The organism is Aurantimonas sp. A3-2-R12, from assembly GCF_036016755.1.
GTDB lineage: Bacteria > Pseudomonadota > Alphaproteobacteria > Rhizobiales > Rhizobiaceae > Aurantimonas > Aurantimonas coralicida_A.
Window position 1 is genome coordinate 1 of sequence record NZ_JAYXIH010000061.1, and the last position, 16,095, is coordinate 16,095.

Here is a 16,095-nt window from a genome sequence, read left to right on the forward strand (position 1 = left end):
CCGGCGGTCCGAAGCGAGCCAGCGCCTCCTCCACGGCCTCAATGCAAAAGTCAGCATGCAGCGTGATCGACAGGCGCCAGGTCAGGACGCGACGGCTGAACCAGTCGACGACTGCGGCGAGATAGACGAAGCCCCGGGCCATGGGGATGTAAGTGATGTCCATCGCCCAGACCTGATTGGGTCGCGTCACCGGCAGCTTTCGCAGGAGATAAGGGTAGATCTTGTGGCCGGGCGCCGGCTTCGAGGTGTTCGGCTTTCGGTAGATCGCCTCGATGCCCATTCGCTTCATCAGCGTCGCGACGTGAAGACGGCCGACGATGATCCCTTCACCGGCGAGGAGATCGCGGAGCATACGGCTTCCGGCGAATGGATACTCCAGATGCAGTTCGTCGATCCGGCGCATCAGCGTGAGGTCATTGTCGCAGACACCTCGCGGTTCGTAATAAACGGCGCCGCGGCTGATGCCGAGTTCGCGAGCCTGGGCGGCGGTCGGCAGATCATGAGACCGGTCGATCATCGCTTTGCGCTCGCCAACAGTCCGGCCTTGTCGAGCGCTTTCTCGGGCTTGCGACCCCTCAAAACTAAAAAATCGTTGGCCAGCGTCAGCTCTCCGATCTTCGCGTGAAGCGTCTTCACGTCCACCGCAGGCGTGGCCGCAGACGAACGCGCCGGTCCGAAAACCGCGCGCGCTCCTTCTAGAAGCTGCGAGCGCCATTGCGTAATCTGGTTCGGATGCACGTCGAATTGCTGCGCCAACTCGGCCACGGTCTTCTCACCGCGCATGGCCGCGAGCGCGACCTTGGCCTTGAAGGCAGGGCTGTGGTTCCGCCTGGGTCTCTTGCTCATCGTCTCTCCTGATCTCGGCCATCCTGGCCGCCTTCAGGCAGACAATCCACTCAGCACCCTGTCCAATTTTCCCGAGCCACCTCTCTGGCCACCACTCGATCGTCCCGCCACGCCGGGTCGGCGGCAATTTGGACATCCGGGATCTTGCCGCCGGCACGGTTCTGTACCTGCCGGTCGAGGTTGCGGGCGCATTGTTCTCGGTCGGCGACACCCACGCGGCACAGGGCGACGGCGAGGTCTGCGGCACCGCCATCGAAAGCCCGATGAACACGGTGCTGACCCTCGATTTGGTCAAGGATGCGCGGCTCAAGATGCCCCGCTTCACGACGCCCGGACCGGTCACCCGTCATCTGGACGCCAAGGGCTACGAGGTGACGACAGGGATCGGCTCCGACCTGATGGAGGGAGCGAAAGCCGCCGTCTCGCAGATGGTCGATCTGCTGGCCGGGCGTTACCAGATCGATCCGGTGGACGCGTATATGCTGGTCTCGACCTGCGGCGACCTGCGGATCTCGGAGATCGTCGACATGCCCAACTGGGTCGTCTCCTTCTACTTCCCGCGTTGCGTCTTCGAATGATTTTCGCGGGGCGGCATGAACGGTCCGGGGCGTTCTTCGCCCCGACCGGTATGAAGATGGGCGGGGCGGCGCCTACGGCACCGGTGCTGACCGTCGATGGGTTAACCGTCGTGGTGGGCGGCGAGGGCGGTCCACGGCCTGTCGTATCGGAGCTCGCCTTCACGCTCGGTCGCGGCGAAACGCTATGCATCGCCGGGGAATCCGGTTCGGGCAAGTCGATGACGGCGCTGGCAATCATGGGGCTCCTGCCCAAGCCAGGGGCGCGCATCGAGGCCGGCACGATCCGGTTCGGCGACACCGACCTGGCCACGCTGGACGAAGCAGCGATGCGGCGCGTACGCGGCGACCGGATTGCGATGATCTTCCAGGAACCGATGACCTCCCTCAACCCGGTGCTGACCATCGGCCGGCAACTGGTCGAGGCGATCGAGGCGCATGAACGGGTCTCGCGCGTGCAGGCGCGGCGCCGGGCGATTGAAGCGCTGACGGCGGTACGCATCACGGAAGCAGCCAGCCGCATGACCCAGCATCCGCACGAGTTGTCGGGCGGCATGCGGCAACGCGTGATGATCGCCATGGCGCTGGCACTGCGGCCCGACGTGCTCATCGCCGACGAGCCGACGACCGCGCTCGACGTCACCGTGCAGGGCGAGGTGCTCGAGCTGCTGCGCCAGCTCCAACGCGATCTTGGCACGGCGATCATCCTGATCACCCACGACATGGGAGTGGTCGCCGAAATGGCGGACCGCGTCATCGTCCTGCGCGAGGGTCGTATGGTGGAAGCGGGCGCGGCGGAGGCGATCTTCGCCAATCCACAGGCCGCCTATACGAAGGAACTGCTGGCAGCAGTTCCCCGGATCGGCGGCGGGGCCGGGCGTGTCGTGACGCGGCCCACAAGCAACGCCGCAGCGCCTTCGGTGGTCTCAGTGCGCGATCTCACTGTCCATTTTGACCTTCACGGGGGCTTTCTCGGTCGGGTCGACCGCCGGGTTCACGCGGTGGAGGGCGTTTCCTTCGAGGTCGGCGCGGGCGAGACGCTGTCGCTGGTCGGCGAATCGGGCTGCGGCAAGTCGACTACTGCCAAGGCCCTGGCCGGACTGGTGCCCTACGGCGGCGACATCGTCGTCGGCGGACGCAATATGGCAGGTCTCGCCCGCCAGGACGCCAAGGCGATGCGTCGCGATATCCAGATGATCTTCCAGGATCCCTTCGCTTCGCTCGATCCGCGCATGACCGTCGGCGACCTTGTGGCGGAGCCGATGGTGATCCACGGGATCGCGACGGGCGCGGAACGCCGTGAGCGAGTCGCCGGCTTGTTCGAACGCGTCGGGCTGTCGCCGGATCAGATGAGCCGCTATGCGCACGAGTTCTCGGGGGGCCAGCGCCAACGCATCTGCATTGCCCGAGCGCTAGCGCTGCGGCCGAAGCTGATCGTCGCCGACGAAAGCGTCTCCGCACTCGACGTCTCGGTGCAGGCGCGTGTGCTCGAACTTCTGCGCGAATTGCAGGCCGACTTCGGCATCGCGTATCTGTTCATTTCCCATGACATGGCAGTGGTCGAGAACATCTCCGACCGTGTCGCGGTCATGTATCTCGGCCAGATCGTCGAGACCGGGACTCGCGATCAGATTTTCTCCAACCCACGACATCCCTATACGCGTCGGCTGATCGAAGCAGTCCCGGTGCCGGATCCGACGCGGCGGCGGCCGCATTTTCCACGCCTCGACCAGGAGATCCCGAGCCCCGTGAGGAAGCTGGGCGATGCGCCGGCGCGATTGGTGCTGATCGATCGCGGCGCCGGCCATCTGGTGGCGGCATGAGCCAGGCCAGACATGGGCCTCCCGTCGTGCGGACGCCTCGACGACCGGACCCGAGCACCGATCGGCGGACACAGCTCCGCAATGAGGAATTCGACGCCGTTTGATGAACGAAACGGATGATCCAATCGTTCAGGAAAAGGCGACCTGGCTCGTCTCTGTCGCACCAGTCGAGTGGTGACGGTCGCCGCATGTGCAACTGTTGAAACCATGTTCGCAACAGCTGCCGCAGCATTCGCGCATTGCTTCGCGCAAGGCCCTGCGTGCCCGGTGCAGGCGGACTCTCGCGTTTCCCGGCGCGATGCCGAGATTCGCCACGGCATTTTCGCGGGGCTCGTCCGACAAATCGACCCGTCGCAGAATCTCCGCATAGTCCGGCCGCAACGCGGGGAGGAGTTCTCGGAAACATTCGCAAGGGATATCTTCGAGATCGATTTCATCAGGATTTTCACCCAGCGTGATCTGCTCCCGCACATAGCTGCCTTCCCGGCGTCGCCGCGCGGCCTCACGTCGGTAGTAATCCGTCAGAACCGACCGCAGCACCGTATACAGATAGGCGATGACGCTTTCACTCTTTCTGAGGTTGCCGCTGCTGCCGATGACGCGCAGGCAAAAGTTCTGAAGCACGTCCTCCGCCGTATCCCTGTCTCCGAGGCGGCGCAGGAGATAGCGCAGAAACTCGCCACGATGATCAGCCAGGGCCGCAGCGACGACCGGCATTACCGGCATCTGAGCATCATTGGGCAGAGCCGGCTTCACATTGGGTGCGAGAATTCGGTGATCCGACGTGACCATCTTCCAAAGCCTCTCCTGATTTGCTGCTGATTTGCTGCGTCGGGAGGACATGACCGCTTTCCGCTTCAGTCCCTTCGGATCAGCGCTCAAGAAGCGATCCGGATTTCTCCTGCGGCCGGGCAGGCATTCCGAGCGCCAATTTCAGATTGATCATGCGAAGATTGCACGCGGGCGCTTTGATCTGGATCAAAACTGCCTGCCGCATCGCAAAAAAAGCAGCCCGAGGACTGTCAAAGGGTGGCGATATCCGTGGCGGTCTCCGATGCAGACGTCGCCGAAGCCCGTCGACGGTTGATTACGTCTGCTGCGGCTCGCGCCTGCCGCCGCCTGAAACTTGGAGACCAATCGGAGCATTCTGTCTGCTGGACGTCTCGGATCGCGTCCCGTGACGCGTGACCAGGCCAACTCCGAGGATGGCGAGGGCGATTCCAACGAACTGCGGCAAGCCCAGAGGCTCATCGAAAAACAGCGCGCCCATGGTGAGACCAAAGATGGGAATCAAGAAACTGAACGCGTTCGCCCGGTTGAGCGGGGCCTTCTGTAGGATCGAGAACCACAGCCAGTACACGAGCGCGGATCCGAACAGGCTGAGAACAATCAGGGCTCCGACGAATGTAAACGACCATTGGATCGATGTCGGGTCCTCCAAGCTCCAGGCCGCGATAACCAGTGGAAGGCTGCCGATCAGCATTTGAAGTCCCATCGCCATGAGAACATCGACTTCGCCCGCGATCCGCTTGATCACCACATTGCTGATCGTGATGCCGAACGCGGCCAGGATGATGTAGGCGATGCCGATCATGTAATTGGCCTGTCCGCCCGCGAAAAATTGGGGGGAGGCGATGACGAGGATCCCGACAAAGCCCAGGATCAACCCCAACTTGCCGCGCGGGGTTAGCCGCTCGTTGAGAACGAGACCCGCCAGGACGGCCGCCAAGAGCGGCTGGGTGTTGGCGATCACCGTGGCGATTCCGGGAGAGACGAACTCCGCGGCATGAAACATGCCCAGGAACCCAAGGCTGGTGGCTCCGACGCCGATGACGGCGACCATTGCCCAGACCCGCCGTCCTCTGGGCAGCGGCCGTCGTAACGCGATCGCCAGACCGGTCAGCGCCAGCCCCGCTAAAATCGCGCGTAACGCGGCGAACGTCAGGTGCGGAGCGAACTCGATGCCGATGGTAATCAGAGGATAGCAAGCCGCCCAAAGCAGCATGACGAAAATGATCTGCGCGATCGTCCTGATGGTCACTCGTTTACCATTTCATTTTGTTGTTGTTCCGATGCACGACGATTGGTCCGTGAACGATTGCCGCAAGCCGGCCCGTGTGCGCGCGATCATTGAAAGCCGGGCGACGCATCGGCGCATCGGCATGGACGGCTTCGGAAGGAGGTCTGGCGGCCGCTGCCGCGCGATCCATTCCTAGCTCATGCGTCCGAAGGCGGTTGCAAGGTCAGCATCACGAGATAAAGCAGGGCACGGCGCCCCGCCCCGAGACGGGAGGCGATCGTCCGTTCGCTGACGCCCATCTCATGGGCGATCTTGGCTGGCGGCTGATCCAGGAGTTCCGCACGACGGACCTCGGCGCAAGCGGGATCCAACAGCTCGATAAGCGTTTCGACGAACTGTCGCAGGTCGGCCTCCAAATCGGCCTCGTCGAACCCGTCCGGGTTCCCGGCGCCTCCGCTGCCGCCGCCATCGTCGTGTCGCCCGCCGATGTCCCGATTTGCCGCCGAGCGATCACCGTCCGGACCGCCGGCAGACGCGTTCTGTCGCCAATGGCACGGCAAGCGTTCCGCGATTTGATGCCCGGCTCGATCAGAATCAAATTCGTGACCACTCGCGATGTCGCTCAGGCTTGAAGCGATGGTGGTTTCTTGCGCGGGCGTTGCAGCCACGATGTCTGTTCCGAGCCGTGGTTTGGATGGATCGATGCGATTACTGGAATTTTTCATCGCAACCAAAGACGTAGACACACAGGCGGTCGTTACACGGAGCCTCAAGCCTCGTCGCTACAGGAGGCGCGACAGCGCAGCGCTCTGGTCCGGCGGTCAGCCAGACGGGACACCGGCTGTAACGCGCTCGACCCGATCTCGTCTCTGGGGTGCTGGCGCGACGCGTCCCTGGCGAAATCAGAAGGATCGGCCCTCGTCGACATACCGTCGCGCAGCTCATTCGCCCGTCCGCCACCAAACTCCGGAATATGAGACAGACCGGCGCCTTCGACCGGGGGAGACGACCATCAAAGCACGGACCGATCTGCTGCCCAGCTGCCGTCGCCGCCTTGACGAAAAGAAATTATTGGCCCTGTAGAGCAGATGATGAAATCTGATTACCAAGCAAACAGCATCACCCTCACCGGCGCCGTCTCTATGGGCACTGGCGTTATGATCGGGGCGGGAATTTTCGCGCTCACCGGGCAGATCGCGGAACTGGCGGGACCCTGGTTCCCGCTCTCCTTCATCGCCGGCGGGATCGTGACCGGGTTCAGCGCCTATACCTATGTGAAGATGTCGAACGCCTTTCCGTCCGCGGGCGGGATCGCGATGATCTTGCAGAAGGCCTACGGTCCAGGGGCCATCGCGGCCGCCGCGTCGCTGCTAATGACGCTCTCCATGGTGATCAACGAGAGCTTGGTCGCGCGGACCTTCGGCACCTACGTCCTGAGGCCGTTCGATCTGGATGCAGGCAATGTCCTTGTGCCGGTGCTCGGCGTCGGGCTGATCGTCTTCGCCTATCTGGTCAACATATCGGGCAACCGCTCCGTCGGCCTGTTCTCGGTCGTCATGGCGTTCCTGAAGATCGGCGGCATCGCGGTCTTCGGCATCGCCGCGCTCGCGGCAAGCGGATTCAGCTTCGAGCCGGCATCCGGATCGTCGGACGCTATCCCGATCGCGGGCTTCACGGCGTCGATCGCGCTGTCGATCCTCGCGTTCAAAGGCTTCACCACGATCACCAACAGCGGCGCCGAGATCGTCGATCCGCACCGCAATGTCGGTCGCACGATCGTCTTTTCCATAGCCATCTGCGTGGTGGTCTATCTGCTCGTCGCGTTCGCGGTCGGCTCCAGCCTCTCGCTCGACGAGATCGTGGCGGCCAAGGACTATTCGCTGGCCGAGGCGGCGAAGCCGGCGTTTGGTCCCTATGGCTTCTACTTCACCATCGCGCTTGCTGTCGTCGCCACCGCCTCAGGCCTGCTCGCCAGCGTTTTTGCCGTCTCGCGCATGCTGGCGATGCTGACGGAAATGGAGTTGATCCCCCACAGCCATTTCGGCATGTCTGGTCCAATCCGCGAACACACCCTGGTCTACACGGTGGTGGTAGCGGGGTTCCTGACAGTGTTCTTCGACCTCAGCCGCATCGCGTCGCTGGGCGCCTTCTTCTATCTGGTGATGGACATATTGATTCACTGGGGCGTGTTCCGCCGCCTGCGCCAGGAGATCGGCGCCAACGGCTGGGTGCTGATCGTTGCCATCTCCCTGGACGCGCTCGTGCTCGGCGTCTTCGGCGCCTTGAAACTGCAATCGGACCCGCTCATCGTGGTCATCGCTGTCGCCGCCATCGCCGCGGTTTTCGCCTATGAGCGCGTCTTCCTGTCGCGCTGGACGGCCACGGGAGACCATGGCGGTCGGCATACGCGATAGGATCGCAGCCGCCGCAATTGGTCTCCGGGGCATTTGCACCGTCGCTATGCAGCCTTGCTGGCGGAGTCGTCGCGGATCTCCGGTAAAGCCAGGTAATCCCGTGTCAGTGGGACCGCGTCCTGCTTCCTGGCGAGCTGGATCTGGAAGACAACGTGGCCACCTTGCCGAAACGCCAGTTCGCTGATGACGAGGTAGAAGCGCCACATGCGGCAAAAACGCTCGTCATAGATCTCGCGCACCCGGTCCAGTTCGGCTTCGAACCGCAGGCGCCAGGCCTGCAGGGTCTCGGCATAGTGAAGACGCCAAATCTCGATATCGGTCACGTAGAGGCCCGACCGTTCCACTTCCGCGAGCAGTTCCGACAACGCCGGGCTATACCCGCCGGGAAAGATGTATTTCGCGAGCCACGGATTGGTCGCGCTCGGTCCGTCAGCGCGGCCGATGGTGTGCAGCAGCGCGACACCGTCTTCCGACAGGCGCTGACGCAGGGTGTCAAAGAACTCCCGGTAATGCGGCACGCCGACATGCTCGAACATGCCGACCGACACGACCCGGTCGAAGCTCTCCTCGACCTGGCGGTAATCCTGCAAGCGGAACCGGACCCGATCGGCCAAACCGCTCGTCCGCGCGCGCGCTTCGGCGATTCGATGCTGTTCCCGCGAAAGCGTGACGCCCGTCACTCGGGCACCGTGGTCTCGCGCGAGTTGGAGCCCAAGTCCGCCCCAACCGCAGCCGATATCCAGGACACGTTGGCCCGGTTTCAAAAGGAGCTTGGTGGCGATGAGCGTCTTCTTGGCCTGCTGCGCCGCTTCCAGATTGTCGCCCGGATGCCGGAAATACCCGCATGAATACTGTCGGTCGGCATCCAGAATAAGGTCGTAGAGCGCTCCGGACAGGTCGTAGTGATGCGCCACATTGCGCCGCGCGCGCTCGGCGGGATTGAATTGCGCCAGGTTCCGGGACAATTGCCGAAGGCGTGCGAGCCACCGATAATGCCAAACGTCGGGCTGCTGAGCCAGATTGATCAGCAGCAGCTCGATCAGGCCGTATATGTCGTCACCGTCGACGGTCAGCGCTCCGTCCATATAGGCCTCGCCGAGGACGAGATCCGGATTGACGAGGAGCCTGCGCGGTAGGGATCGTGTATGAAGCCGGACGGTGACCGGATCCGACGCCGCTTCGCCGTACCGTTCCGAGCGCCCGTCAGGGTCCACGACGACCAAGGCCCCACGCTTGACCAGGCGGCGAAGAAATAATGACAGCGATCTCATCCACATCGTCTTGCCCTGTCCTTGCAGTCCATAGTTCCGGAGTTGAACTAACTGGACCGTCTGGTTACGTCGAAGCGATCACGTCGGCGCCGATGGGACGCTCTCGGTGACTGCTCGGTAAAGACGGCGTCTTCGGTCGCGCGTTACAGTCGTCGACCTTGCCTGGGACGACGGACGGAATGAACGCGGTGCGCGGCGTGTTCAAGAGCGGAACGTGATTGAATCGATAATGACGTTCATAGCCGATCGTGGAAGACAAAATGGCGGACGATAGAGACGGTGAATCGTCTGACAGCGCCGTACGCGCGGTGATCGTTGAGATTCACCAGGATTTGTTGCGCTTCCTCACGCGCCGGCTCGGCAACGCGGACGAGGCCGCCGACGTTCTCCATGATTTCTATGTCAAAGTGCTCACGCGGTTCGGCGACGTGCGCGAGACGGAGAAGCTTCGAGCCTGGATGCGCCGGGTGCTCGAGACGACCTTGATCGATCATTATCGCGCCCAAGGGAAAAAACGGCAGTCCGAGTCCGACTACCGGATTGAGGAATCCGTGCGCCTTGGCGGGGAGGGCAGGGACGATCTCGATTTCATCGTCTGCATGTGTCTTTACAAGCTCCTTCCGACCTTGAAGGCGGACTACGCGGACGTTCTGTGGCGCGCCGACCTGATCGGCGAATCCCGCGAAAGCATTGCCGCCGGCCTCGGTATTACCGAGAGCAATCTGCGCGTCCGTCTGCACCGCGCCCGCCAGGCATTGCGGCAGCGACTGGAAGAGACCTGCCGGACCTGCCCGATTCATGGCTATCTTGACTGCGACTGCGCCCATGGCAGCATCGTTCGTGCCGAAATCATGGAAAATCCGACCGAACTGTAACGAACGCCTTTTCCGACCGTCTATCTGTCCAACGGGTCGAACGCTCCATCGCGTCGGCGGCAAGCCGCCCGTTCGCGATCTGATGGACCGTCGAAAAGGGGTCGACAATGCCGAACACATCCGTAGCCCAATCGCCCAGTCCCGCCGTTCTGCGCTTTCGGGGGCTCGACCTCGAAGCCATGATCGCTTTGCAGATGCGCAATATCGAGGCGATCCGGCGCATGGCTAATTTAATGCTCGACAGTGCCGGAGCGATCACCGAGCGCCAAGCCGCGTTGCGCAAATCCGGTGTTACCCGGATGAACGCGACTGGCGAATGCATGAAAGATACGGCGCGTCCGCAGGCCATCTTCGAGCGGCAAACCGAGGCTTCTCGCGAACTGATTGAAGTGCTCGCCGCCCATGTCGGCGCTCTCGTCGATATCACCGCCAAAAGCTGCGCGGGCCCGACCGACGAAGGGGCCGAAAGTATGACCGGGGCTTCGGCAAAGACCGCCGGCGCGGACTACGCGCCGACACCCGGTTGCGCAGCCGTGAAGGCGAATGCGGCCCGGCCGTCGGCGGGGGCGTGATCGATGGAAGCGCTTGTCTACTTCCTGATCTGGGCTGTGGCCATTGTGCTGATGATGCGGCTCGGTTGCGGCAAGCACGTCATGGGCGGAGGCAATGCCGACCCCGACAGCTCCGATGGCGAAGGGCAAGCGACGCCCGAGGGCCTGCGGTGGATTCCGCCACTGAAGGACGTTGATCCCGTCTGCGGCAAGACCGTCAGCACCGACAGGGCCAAGCCGAGCGTCCACGACGGCAGCGTCTATTACTTCTGCTCGCGCGATTGCCGCGAAATCTTCGAGGCCGCACCCGCGCAATATACCGGGCAGCACGCCCCGGACCCACACCCAAAATTGGAGAGCAGCCATGTCTGATGCAACCGTTTCTTCAATGATCCCGCCGCGCTCGGGTACGCGGCTGCCGATTCACGCCGCGCCACGAATCCCGGTATTCGCGCTCGGCACGAGCCTGGGCCTGTTCCTGGCGATCACATTCACCCTGTGCGTCGGCTTCGACCTCTTGTTCCCCGGTCAGGCGATGTATGAGAGCTGGCTGCGCCTGCTGCCCGGCTTCACCTGGCTGAGCTGGCCGAGTTTCCTCCTCGGGTTGGCCGAGAGCTTCGCCTATGGCTGGTACGTGGCCCTGGTCTTCGGCCCCCTCTACAATTTCTTCGCCGCGCGCGGCGGCCGTGGAGGCCGGGGGGGGGGCGCTTTGACGAGTGGTCGGCATCCCCCGGAAGCGGGTCACGCCCGTGCCTGAGGCCGGCGATCGGTGGGATGCCGGGCCGGGCCCTCTCGACCCCGCAAGCAGGCGAGACGATACAGCAACCAGAGACAGGAGAATGAAAGATGGACAATCTTCGTTTCACCTTGCCNGCGATCGGTGGGATGCCGGGCCGGGCCCTCTCGACCCCGCAAGCAGGCGAGACGATACAGCAACCAGAGACAGGAGAATGAAAGATGGACAATCTTCGTTTCACCTTGCCCGCGACGCTCTTGGCGTTCGCGGTTTCAGCGAGCGCGTTTGCCGCCGATGTGGAAGGTCTGCCCGGCGAGGAAACGGAAGGACGACAGGTCGAGGGCCAGTGCCTTGGAGATCTGCGAGCGTTCGACAAGAAACTGGCCGACGTTGGGTTCGGTGTGCTTCCCCCCGGGGATTACGGCATGGCGGCGCCATCGACCTATCCCGGTTACTACTCCGTCTACGGGATGGCGGGCACGCCGCGCCAGAAAATCTACGCGCTACGCGATGCCGCCTATGTCTATGCGCTGGACGACGACGAGCAATCGTGCCAGCGGATTCTCGACTCGATGCGCGTCACTTACGAGAAGCACCAGATACTGGGCGGCATCGAAGCGGATGATCCGGACCAGCGGGTTGCCTGGCGCCGTGCCCACATCCAGACCGCGCGGCCGGTCACCCAGATGTCGCGTCTGATGCGGGCCGATACCCTGATCGGCGGCGAGCTTCGCACGACGAATGATGAGAAGCTGGGCGAGATCGAGGACGTCGTGCTCGATCCCGAAAAGCAAGATATCGCCTACGTACTCGCCTCCCGCGGCGGGTTCCTCGGTATCGGAGAAAAGCTGGTGGCGGTCCGGTGGAAGGACCTTCGAGCCACGGCGGATCATGAGCTGTATGTTCTGAACACTCCGCGGTCCGCCTTTGAAAAGGCGCCCACCGTGGACCGAAGCAACTTCGACGACACGACCGCTTCAGGCTGGCGGCAAGAACTCGATCGTTTCTGGGACAAGAACCTGGAGAAATAAGCGCGCACGCGTCACGGCCCTGGTCTGTTGCTTCATTCGGATCGGTCGAACCGGTCGCCACCTTCGTTCGCGGCTGGAGTTCCTCCGCTTGACGGCTCCTCGCGAACTCTTCGCAGGCAATCAAGGCGATCGATCGGACCTCCAAATGGGACGTGGGTTCCGGGCGGTGTAACGAATGCTCCCCCCTCGGCGTCTTAAGGGGCGAGACCGAGCGATCGGCAAGACTGCGTTCGGTATGAACGCCATCGTTATTCAACTTTGGCGAGCAGCCGGGTCATGGAGGAACAGGATATGAACGGGACAAGCATTGGCGCGACCATGCATCCGCCCGGCAGTTGGGCATGGCCGGTCGGCGCGATCGCCGGCGTGGCAGGTGGTGGCGTCGAGGTGGCATGGATCACCCTCTACGGGCGACTGGCTGGATACGACGGCGTCGCGGTCGCTCGCGGCGTGACGCAATCAGTGATCCCGGAACTGGCTGCGGCGCCGTCGGCTGTGCCTCTGGGGCTGGCAATCCACATGGGCTTAGCGGTCGCGCTGGGAATCGTGATTGCCGTTCTGGTGCCGAGGCTGTTGCCGCGTCTTGTCGGCACGGCGCTGGAGCCTGTCGCGGTGGTCGCCCTGCTCGTTGGCGTGTGGGCCATGAACTTCTTTGTGATCCTGCCGGCGATCAATCCCGCCTTCGTGACGCTAATACCCTATGGCGTCAGCCTTGCCTCAAAAGTGCTGTTCGGGGTCGCGGCAGCGTTCGTTTTCCGGTTCAGTCGCCGGCATTTTCCCACCAACCAACGCGAACTCTGAGGAGACGATCCATGTCCAATGAACTGATCCTGATGCTCCACCCGACATTCGGCGTTCTTGCCATGATCGCGGCAGTGTGGGTTTTCGTCGAGACGCTCAATGCCAGCGAAGCCAACAGCGGTCGCATCCGCAGCGCCGGCCTGGTGGCCGCCATCCTGATGTGGCTCGCCTACATCGTCGGCGGTTATTGGTACGTGCTCTACTACGGAGCCGACAAGATCCTCATCAACGCTGGCCCGTGGGCGTTCTCCCATTCCTTCGTCATGGAGACCAAGGAGCATGTGTTCCTGATGCTTCTGCTGCTCGCCACCCTCTTGGCGATTGTCGTCAGGGGCGATGTCGCCAGGGTCAAGGCGACGCGCAATCTCGTACTGTGGGTTTCCGGATTGGTGGTCCTGATGGGACTGGCAATGGAAGGCGCCGGCGCATTCATCAGCATGGGCGTCAAGGTCGCCCTGTTGGCCAAACAGGTCTAGAGAGGACAACACGATGACGACGATTCAAACCGCCAACGATACGATCAAGTCCGCCTCCACCACCGCCACGGCGTTCGGGATATCCTATTCCGTCACCAGCATCCTCAGTGCCTTGCTGGTGATCTTGAAGGAAAGCAACCAGACCGTTTTCGACGCTCTGGTAGCGCTCACCGGTCATCACTGGGTGTCGCAGGGCGTTCTCGACGTCGTCGTGTTCGTGGCGCTCGGTTTCGCGCTGAGCCGCACAAGCTATGCCCGGATGACGGCCAACTCGCTGATCATCACGATCGTCGGCGCCACCGTGGTGAGCGGGCTGATCATCGCCGGATTTTTCATCTGAGGCGCCCGCGCGGGTACCGCGGTCTTTTCAGCAATACGGCCTTGATCAATGCCATCGTGGTCGGCGGCACCGTGCGGATCTGGGGCACCGTCGCCGTCGATCCCATCCTCAGGTTTCAGCCTGCCGCCGCATCAAGACCGCCCGACAATCCGAGCGGCGATCTGGACTGCCATAGGCAGCAATTTACCGTCCGGTTCGAGGAGCGGCTGGTCGAGGATCTCTCCTTCCCGCGACAGACCGAGGCGTTCGAGCGTGTGGCCGCGGTGTCCGAGACCAACGAGGCGATGGAAAGCGCCCGCAAAGCGCGGGACAACATTTACGAGCAAACCTTCAGCTTGGCCTACGGACAGCCGGCTGAGCGGCTTGCCAAGGAATGATCGATGACGACCCAGCGATCGAGGGAACGCGCCGCGCACCGCGTCGGCTGTTAAGGACGAATTGAACGATCTCCAGATCGCCATCGACCCATTCCGACCGAACACCGCGACACAGGCTCGGACCGATCGGTCGACGCTCGGGACAACGGCCATAACGCTGCCGCCCCAGTGACGGGACCGATGAGACGAACGACTTCGGCAACAGGAGATATCGAAATGCAGTGGGTGTTGGACAACTGGATCTGGATCGCGCTCGGAGTCGGGATGATCGCCATGCACATGTTCGGTCACGGCGGCCACGGCGGTCACAGTAAGAGCCGCAAAGAAGCTTCCCAACCGGACCCGGAGTCGGAGCTCGATGCGTCATCCATCGCGGCCCGGGATGGTAGCCCCGGCGTGACCGGCGACCCCGGTACTGCGGAGAAGAATCCGTGATCCCCCATGCCCGCGTCATCTCGGCGGATGCCAGCCGCGTTCCGATAGAAGCCTTCAAGGCCGACGAGGAACTGATCATTGCGCGACAGACCCGGGATTTGCTGCGGATGTCCTTCACCGAAGCGAAAGTGCGCGCTCATGGCTAGGCAGGCCGCGACCCTTGACGATCTCGTCCAGCAGGCGCGGACGCATGCGCGGATCCGTGTGGCGGTGGTCGCCGCCGAGCAGGGGCTCGTCCTCAAGACGGTACAAGACGCCGCGTCACTCGGCCTGATCGAGCCCCGCCTCATTGGTGATCCGGACGCAATCGTGGCTTGCGCCAAGGAAGCCGTCGATCTCGATCGGACAATGATCGTCGCCGCAAAGAGCGAAGCCGAAGCGGCGCAAGCTGGCGTCGATCTGGTTCGAACCGGCGAGGCCGATGCGGTGATGAAGGGGCAAATTCACACCGATGCCTTCATGCGGGCGCTGCTCGACACGGAACGCGGCTTGCGGGTGTCGGGCCAGCGCGTCAGCCACGTTTTCATGGTCGATATCCCGACCTACCCGAAGCTGCTTGCGATCACAGACGCGGCCATCAACATCTCCCCGGACCTCAACGCCAAGGCGCAGATTCTTCAAAATGCCATCGTGCTCCTCCGGCACCTCGGCATCGAAACACCCAAGGTCGCCGTGTTGTCCGCGGTCGAGACGGTCAATCCGGCGATCGTATCGACCCTTGACGCTGCCTGCCTCGCTCTGATGGCCAAGCGGGGGCAGATTGCCGGTGCGATCGTCGACGGCCCTCTGGCCTTTGATAACGCGATTTCGGCCGACGCCGCGCGCGAAAAGGGCATCGTCTCGGAGGTTGCCGGCGACGTTGATATCCTGCTTGTCCCGGACCTCGTCTCCGGCAACATCCTGGCCAAGAACCTGGAATATCTGGCCGGCGCCACAGCGGCGGGTCTCGTCATGGGCCTATCTGCGCCGGTGGTGCTGAGTTCGCGCGCCGATCCCCCCGCCGCGCGGCTGGCGGGGCTGGCACTCGCCGTTCTGACGCATCGATCGGCACCGAGCCTGCCGGATACGGAATGCGCCGCGGAGCCGGAGTCGGCCATCCATTGCGCGGCTCAGCCCGAAACCGCCTGCGGGCCGATCGGAGGCTGAAAAATGTCGATCATGCCGCTGAAAGAGCTCGGGCGATTAACGGGCAATCACGCTGTTCCGTCGGCAGAAGGACGAACCGGATCGATGCGGCCGGGCGACTTCGCATCGCGCAAGACGATCTATTTCAGCGGTCTCCACCAGAAAGTCGCGGCGACGCGCCTCGCTGCCGATAGCGACCACGAGCCAGTCATGACCGTCCATGACCAATCCGCCGTTCGGGTGACTGTCCGCCGTCAGCGCCTATGGCCCAGAATTGAGGTTGTGATTTAAGGAGGATTTGGGTCTCGTCGTAGTGACGAAGGAACGAAGATGAGACCCAAATCCTCCAAGCCGAAATTGCCTGCGAAGGCTCCTGCCGAGCGGGTGGTGAAAGACATC

General features: G+C 62.9%; 20 protein-coding genes and 2 pseudogenes. 17 read left to right on the plus strand and 5 right to left on the minus strand.

Annotated features, from left to right (window positions below):
• Positions 1–846, minus strand: a pseudogene (locus VSX60_RS20430) (IS3 family transposase); the annotation flags it as partial.
• Between the two features lie 23 nt (positions 847–869).
• On the opposite strand from VSX60_RS20430, the pseudogene VSX60_RS20435 reads away from it, so the two are divergent.
• Both VSX60_RS20435 and VSX60_RS20440 read left to right on the plus strand, forming a co-directional pair.
• Positions 870–1,424 (plus strand): annotated as a pseudogene (locus VSX60_RS20435) (acetamidase/formamidase family protein); the annotation flags it as partial.
• A gap of 50 nt (positions 1,425–1,474) precedes the next feature.
• Positions 1,475–3,244, plus strand: coding sequence for an ABC transporter ATP-binding protein (locus VSX60_RS20440; protein WP_327626117.1), 1,770 nt, complete (start codon positions 1,475–1,477; stop codon positions 3,242–3,244).
• A 129-nt stretch (positions 3,245–3,373) separates the two neighbouring features.
• Here VSX60_RS20440 and VSX60_RS20445 read toward each other — a convergent pair whose 3' ends face one another.
• Positions 3,374–4,126 carry an RNA polymerase sigma factor gene (locus tag VSX60_RS20445; RefSeq protein WP_327626098.1) on the minus strand — a complete coding sequence of 251 codons (753 nt, stop codon included), beginning with the start codon at positions 4,124–4,126 and terminating at the stop codon, positions 3,374–3,376.
• Positions 4,127–4,331: 205 nt separating this feature from the next.
• Entirely contained in the window at positions 4,332–5,249 is a 918-nt protein-coding gene (locus VSX60_RS20450; RefSeq protein WP_327626099.1) for a DMT family transporter, read from the minus strand.
• Here VSX60_RS20450 and VSX60_RS20455 point away from each other — a divergent pair.
• Positions 5,248–5,460 carry a hypothetical protein gene (locus VSX60_RS20455; RefSeq protein WP_327626100.1) on the plus strand — a complete coding sequence of 71 codons (213 nt, stop codon included), beginning with the start codon at positions 5,248–5,250 and terminating at the stop codon, positions 5,458–5,460. The genes VSX60_RS20450 and VSX60_RS20455 overlap by 2 nt on opposite strands.
• Position 5,461: 1 nt before the next feature.
• Here the strand turns inward: VSX60_RS20455 and VSX60_RS20460 are convergent, their stop codons facing one another.
• Positions 5,462–5,989, minus strand: coding sequence for an RNA polymerase sigma factor (locus VSX60_RS20460; protein ID WP_327626101.1), 528 nt, complete (start codon positions 5,987–5,989; stop codon positions 5,462–5,464).
• Positions 5,990–6,355: 366 nt separating this feature from the next.
• On the opposite strand from VSX60_RS20460, the gene VSX60_RS20465 reads away from it, so the two are divergent.
• Positions 6,356–7,678: an APC family permease gene (locus VSX60_RS20465; RefSeq protein ID WP_327626102.1), complete on the plus strand. Its 1,323-nt coding sequence runs from the start codon at positions 6,356–6,358 to the stop codon at positions 7,676–7,678.
• Between the two features lie 44 nt (positions 7,679–7,722).
• On the opposite strand, the gene VSX60_RS20470 is transcribed toward VSX60_RS20465, so the two are convergent.
• A complete protein-coding gene (locus VSX60_RS20470; protein WP_327626103.1) occupies positions 7,723–8,955 on the minus strand; it encodes a cyclopropane-fatty-acyl-phospholipid synthase family protein in 1,233 nt (410 codons plus the stop codon).
• A gap of 254 nt (positions 8,956–9,209) precedes the next feature.
• Here VSX60_RS20470 and VSX60_RS20475 point away from each other — a divergent pair, with 254 nt between their 5' ends.
• The 13 genes from VSX60_RS20475 to VSX60_RS20535 all read left to right on the plus strand — a co-directional run bounded on the left by VSX60_RS20475 (position 9,210) and on the right by VSX60_RS20535 (position 15,987).
• A complete protein-coding gene (locus VSX60_RS20475) occupies positions 9,210–9,824 on the plus strand; it encodes an RNA polymerase sigma factor (RefSeq protein ID WP_327626104.1) in 615 nt (204 codons plus the stop codon).
• A 107-nt stretch (positions 9,825–9,931) separates the two neighbouring features.
• Positions 9,932–10,396, plus strand: a complete 465-nt coding sequence (locus VSX60_RS20480; RefSeq protein WP_327626105.1) for a phasin family protein — start codon at positions 9,932–9,934, stop codon at positions 10,394–10,396.
• Between the two features lie 3 nt (positions 10,397–10,399).
• Positions 10,400–10,747: a YHS domain-containing protein gene (locus VSX60_RS20485; protein WP_327626106.1), complete on the plus strand. Its 348-nt coding sequence runs from the start codon at positions 10,400–10,402 to the stop codon at positions 10,745–10,747.
• On the plus strand, positions 10,740–11,132 hold the full coding sequence (locus VSX60_RS20490; protein ID WP_327626107.1) for a DUF5676 family membrane protein: 393 nt from the start codon (positions 10,740–10,742) through the stop codon (positions 11,130–11,132). The genes VSX60_RS20485 and VSX60_RS20490 overlap by 8 nt, the downstream gene beginning before the upstream one ends.
• Positions 11,133–11,368: 236 nt before the next feature.
• Positions 11,369–12,142 carry a PRC-barrel domain-containing protein gene (locus VSX60_RS20495; RefSeq protein ID WP_327626108.1) on the plus strand — a complete coding sequence of 258 codons (774 nt, stop codon included), beginning with the start codon at positions 11,369–11,371 and terminating at the stop codon, positions 12,140–12,142.
• A gap of 291 nt (positions 12,143–12,433) precedes the next feature.
• Positions 12,434–12,943: a hypothetical protein gene (locus tag VSX60_RS20500; RefSeq protein ID WP_327626109.1), complete on the plus strand. Its 510-nt coding sequence runs from the start codon at positions 12,434–12,436 to the stop codon at positions 12,941–12,943.
• Positions 12,944–12,954: 11 nt separating this feature from the next.
• Positions 12,955–13,419 (plus strand): hypothetical protein, encoded by a 465-nt coding sequence (locus VSX60_RS20505; protein WP_327626110.1) that lies wholly within the window; start codon positions 12,955–12,957, stop codon positions 13,417–13,419.
• Between the two features lie 13 nt (positions 13,420–13,432).
• The gene (locus VSX60_RS20510) at positions 13,433–13,759 is read left to right on the plus strand and encodes a hypothetical protein (RefSeq protein ID WP_327626111.1); all 327 of its coding nucleotides are present in this window, start codon (positions 13,433–13,435) and stop codon (positions 13,757–13,759) included.
• Positions 13,760–13,800: 41 nt separating this feature from the next.
• Positions 13,801–14,136, plus strand: coding sequence for a hypothetical protein (locus VSX60_RS20515; protein ID WP_327626112.1), 336 nt, complete (start codon positions 13,801–13,803; stop codon positions 14,134–14,136).
• Positions 14,137–14,352: 216 nt separating this feature from the next.
• Positions 14,353–14,571 (plus strand): DUF2933 domain-containing protein, encoded by a 219-nt coding sequence (locus VSX60_RS20520; RefSeq protein WP_327626113.1) that lies wholly within the window; start codon positions 14,353–14,355, stop codon positions 14,569–14,571.
• The gene (locus tag VSX60_RS20525; protein ID WP_327626114.1) at positions 14,568–14,717 is read left to right on the plus strand and encodes a hypothetical protein; all 150 of its coding nucleotides are present in this window, start codon (positions 14,568–14,570) and stop codon (positions 14,715–14,717) included. Before VSX60_RS20520 ends, VSX60_RS20525 begins: the two co-directional genes overlap by 4 nt.
• On the plus strand, positions 14,710–15,717 hold the full coding sequence (locus tag VSX60_RS20530; protein ID WP_327626115.1) for a bifunctional enoyl-CoA hydratase/phosphate acetyltransferase: 1,008 nt from the start codon (positions 14,710–14,712) through the stop codon (positions 15,715–15,717). Before VSX60_RS20525 ends, VSX60_RS20530 begins: the two co-directional genes overlap by 8 nt.
• Positions 15,718–15,720: 3 nt before the next feature.
• Positions 15,721–15,987, plus strand: a complete 267-nt coding sequence (locus VSX60_RS20535) for a hypothetical protein (RefSeq protein WP_327626116.1) — start codon at positions 15,721–15,723, stop codon at positions 15,985–15,987.
• Positions 15,988–16,095 lie beyond the last annotated feature (108 nt).

What these genes read in the sequence shown, in the direction of transcription:
- VSX60_RS20535 (WP_327626116.1), top strand. Translation starts at nt 15,721, where the DNA reads ATGTCGATCATGCCGCTGAAAGAGCTCGGGCGATTAACGGGCAATCAC.
- VSX60_RS20530 (WP_327626115.1), top strand. Translation starts at nt 14,710, where the DNA reads ATGGCTAGGCAGGCCGCGACCCTTGACGATCTCGTCCAGCAGGCGCGG.
- VSX60_RS20480 (WP_327626105.1), top strand. Translation starts at nt 9,932, where the DNA reads ATGCCGAACACATCCGTAGCCCAATCGCCCAGTCCCGCCGTTCTGCGC.
- VSX60_RS20455 (WP_327626100.1), top strand. Translation starts at nt 5,248, where the DNA reads ATGACGAAAATGATCTGCGCGATCGTCCTGATGGTCACTCGTTTACCA.
- VSX60_RS20465 (WP_327626102.1), top strand. Translation starts at nt 6,356, where the DNA reads ATGAAATCTGATTACCAAGCAAACAGCATCACCCTCACCGGCGCCGTC.
- VSX60_RS20520 (WP_327626113.1), top strand. Translation starts at nt 14,353, where the DNA reads ATGCAGTGGGTGTTGGACAACTGGATCTGGATCGCGCTCGGAGTCGGG.
- VSX60_RS20500 (WP_327626109.1), top strand. Translation starts at nt 12,434, where the DNA reads ATGAACGGGACAAGCATTGGCGCGACCATGCATCCGCCCGGCAGTTGG.
- VSX60_RS20440 (WP_327626117.1), top strand. Translation starts at nt 1,475, where the DNA reads ATGAAGATGGGCGGGGCGGCGCCTACGGCACCGGTGCTGACCGTCGAT.
- VSX60_RS20460 (WP_327626101.1), bottom strand. Translation starts at nt 5,989, where the DNA reads ATGAAAAATTCCAGTAATCGCATCGATCCATCCAAACCACGGCTCGGA.
- VSX60_RS20490 (WP_327626107.1), top strand. Translation starts at nt 10,740, where the DNA reads ATGTCTGATGCAACCGTTTCTTCAATGATCCCGCCGCGCTCGGGTACG.
- VSX60_RS20505 (WP_327626110.1), top strand. Translation starts at nt 12,955, where the DNA reads ATGTCCAATGAACTGATCCTGATGCTCCACCCGACATTCGGCGTTCTT.
- VSX60_RS20510 (WP_327626111.1), top strand. Translation starts at nt 13,433, where the DNA reads ATGACGACGATTCAAACCGCCAACGATACGATCAAGTCCGCCTCCACC.
- VSX60_RS20470 (WP_327626103.1), bottom strand. Translation starts at nt 8,955, where the DNA reads ATGTGGATGAGATCGCTGTCATTATTTCTTCGCCGCCTGGTCAAGCGT.
- VSX60_RS20475 (WP_327626104.1), top strand. Translation starts at nt 9,210, where the DNA reads ATGGCGGACGATAGAGACGGTGAATCGTCTGACAGCGCCGTACGCGCG.
- VSX60_RS20485 (WP_327626106.1), top strand. Translation starts at nt 10,400, where the DNA reads ATGGAAGCGCTTGTCTACTTCCTGATCTGGGCTGTGGCCATTGTGCTG.
- VSX60_RS20450 (WP_327626099.1), bottom strand. Translation starts at nt 5,249, where the DNA reads ATGCTGCTTTGGGCGGCTTGCTATCCTCTGATTACCATCGGCATCGAG.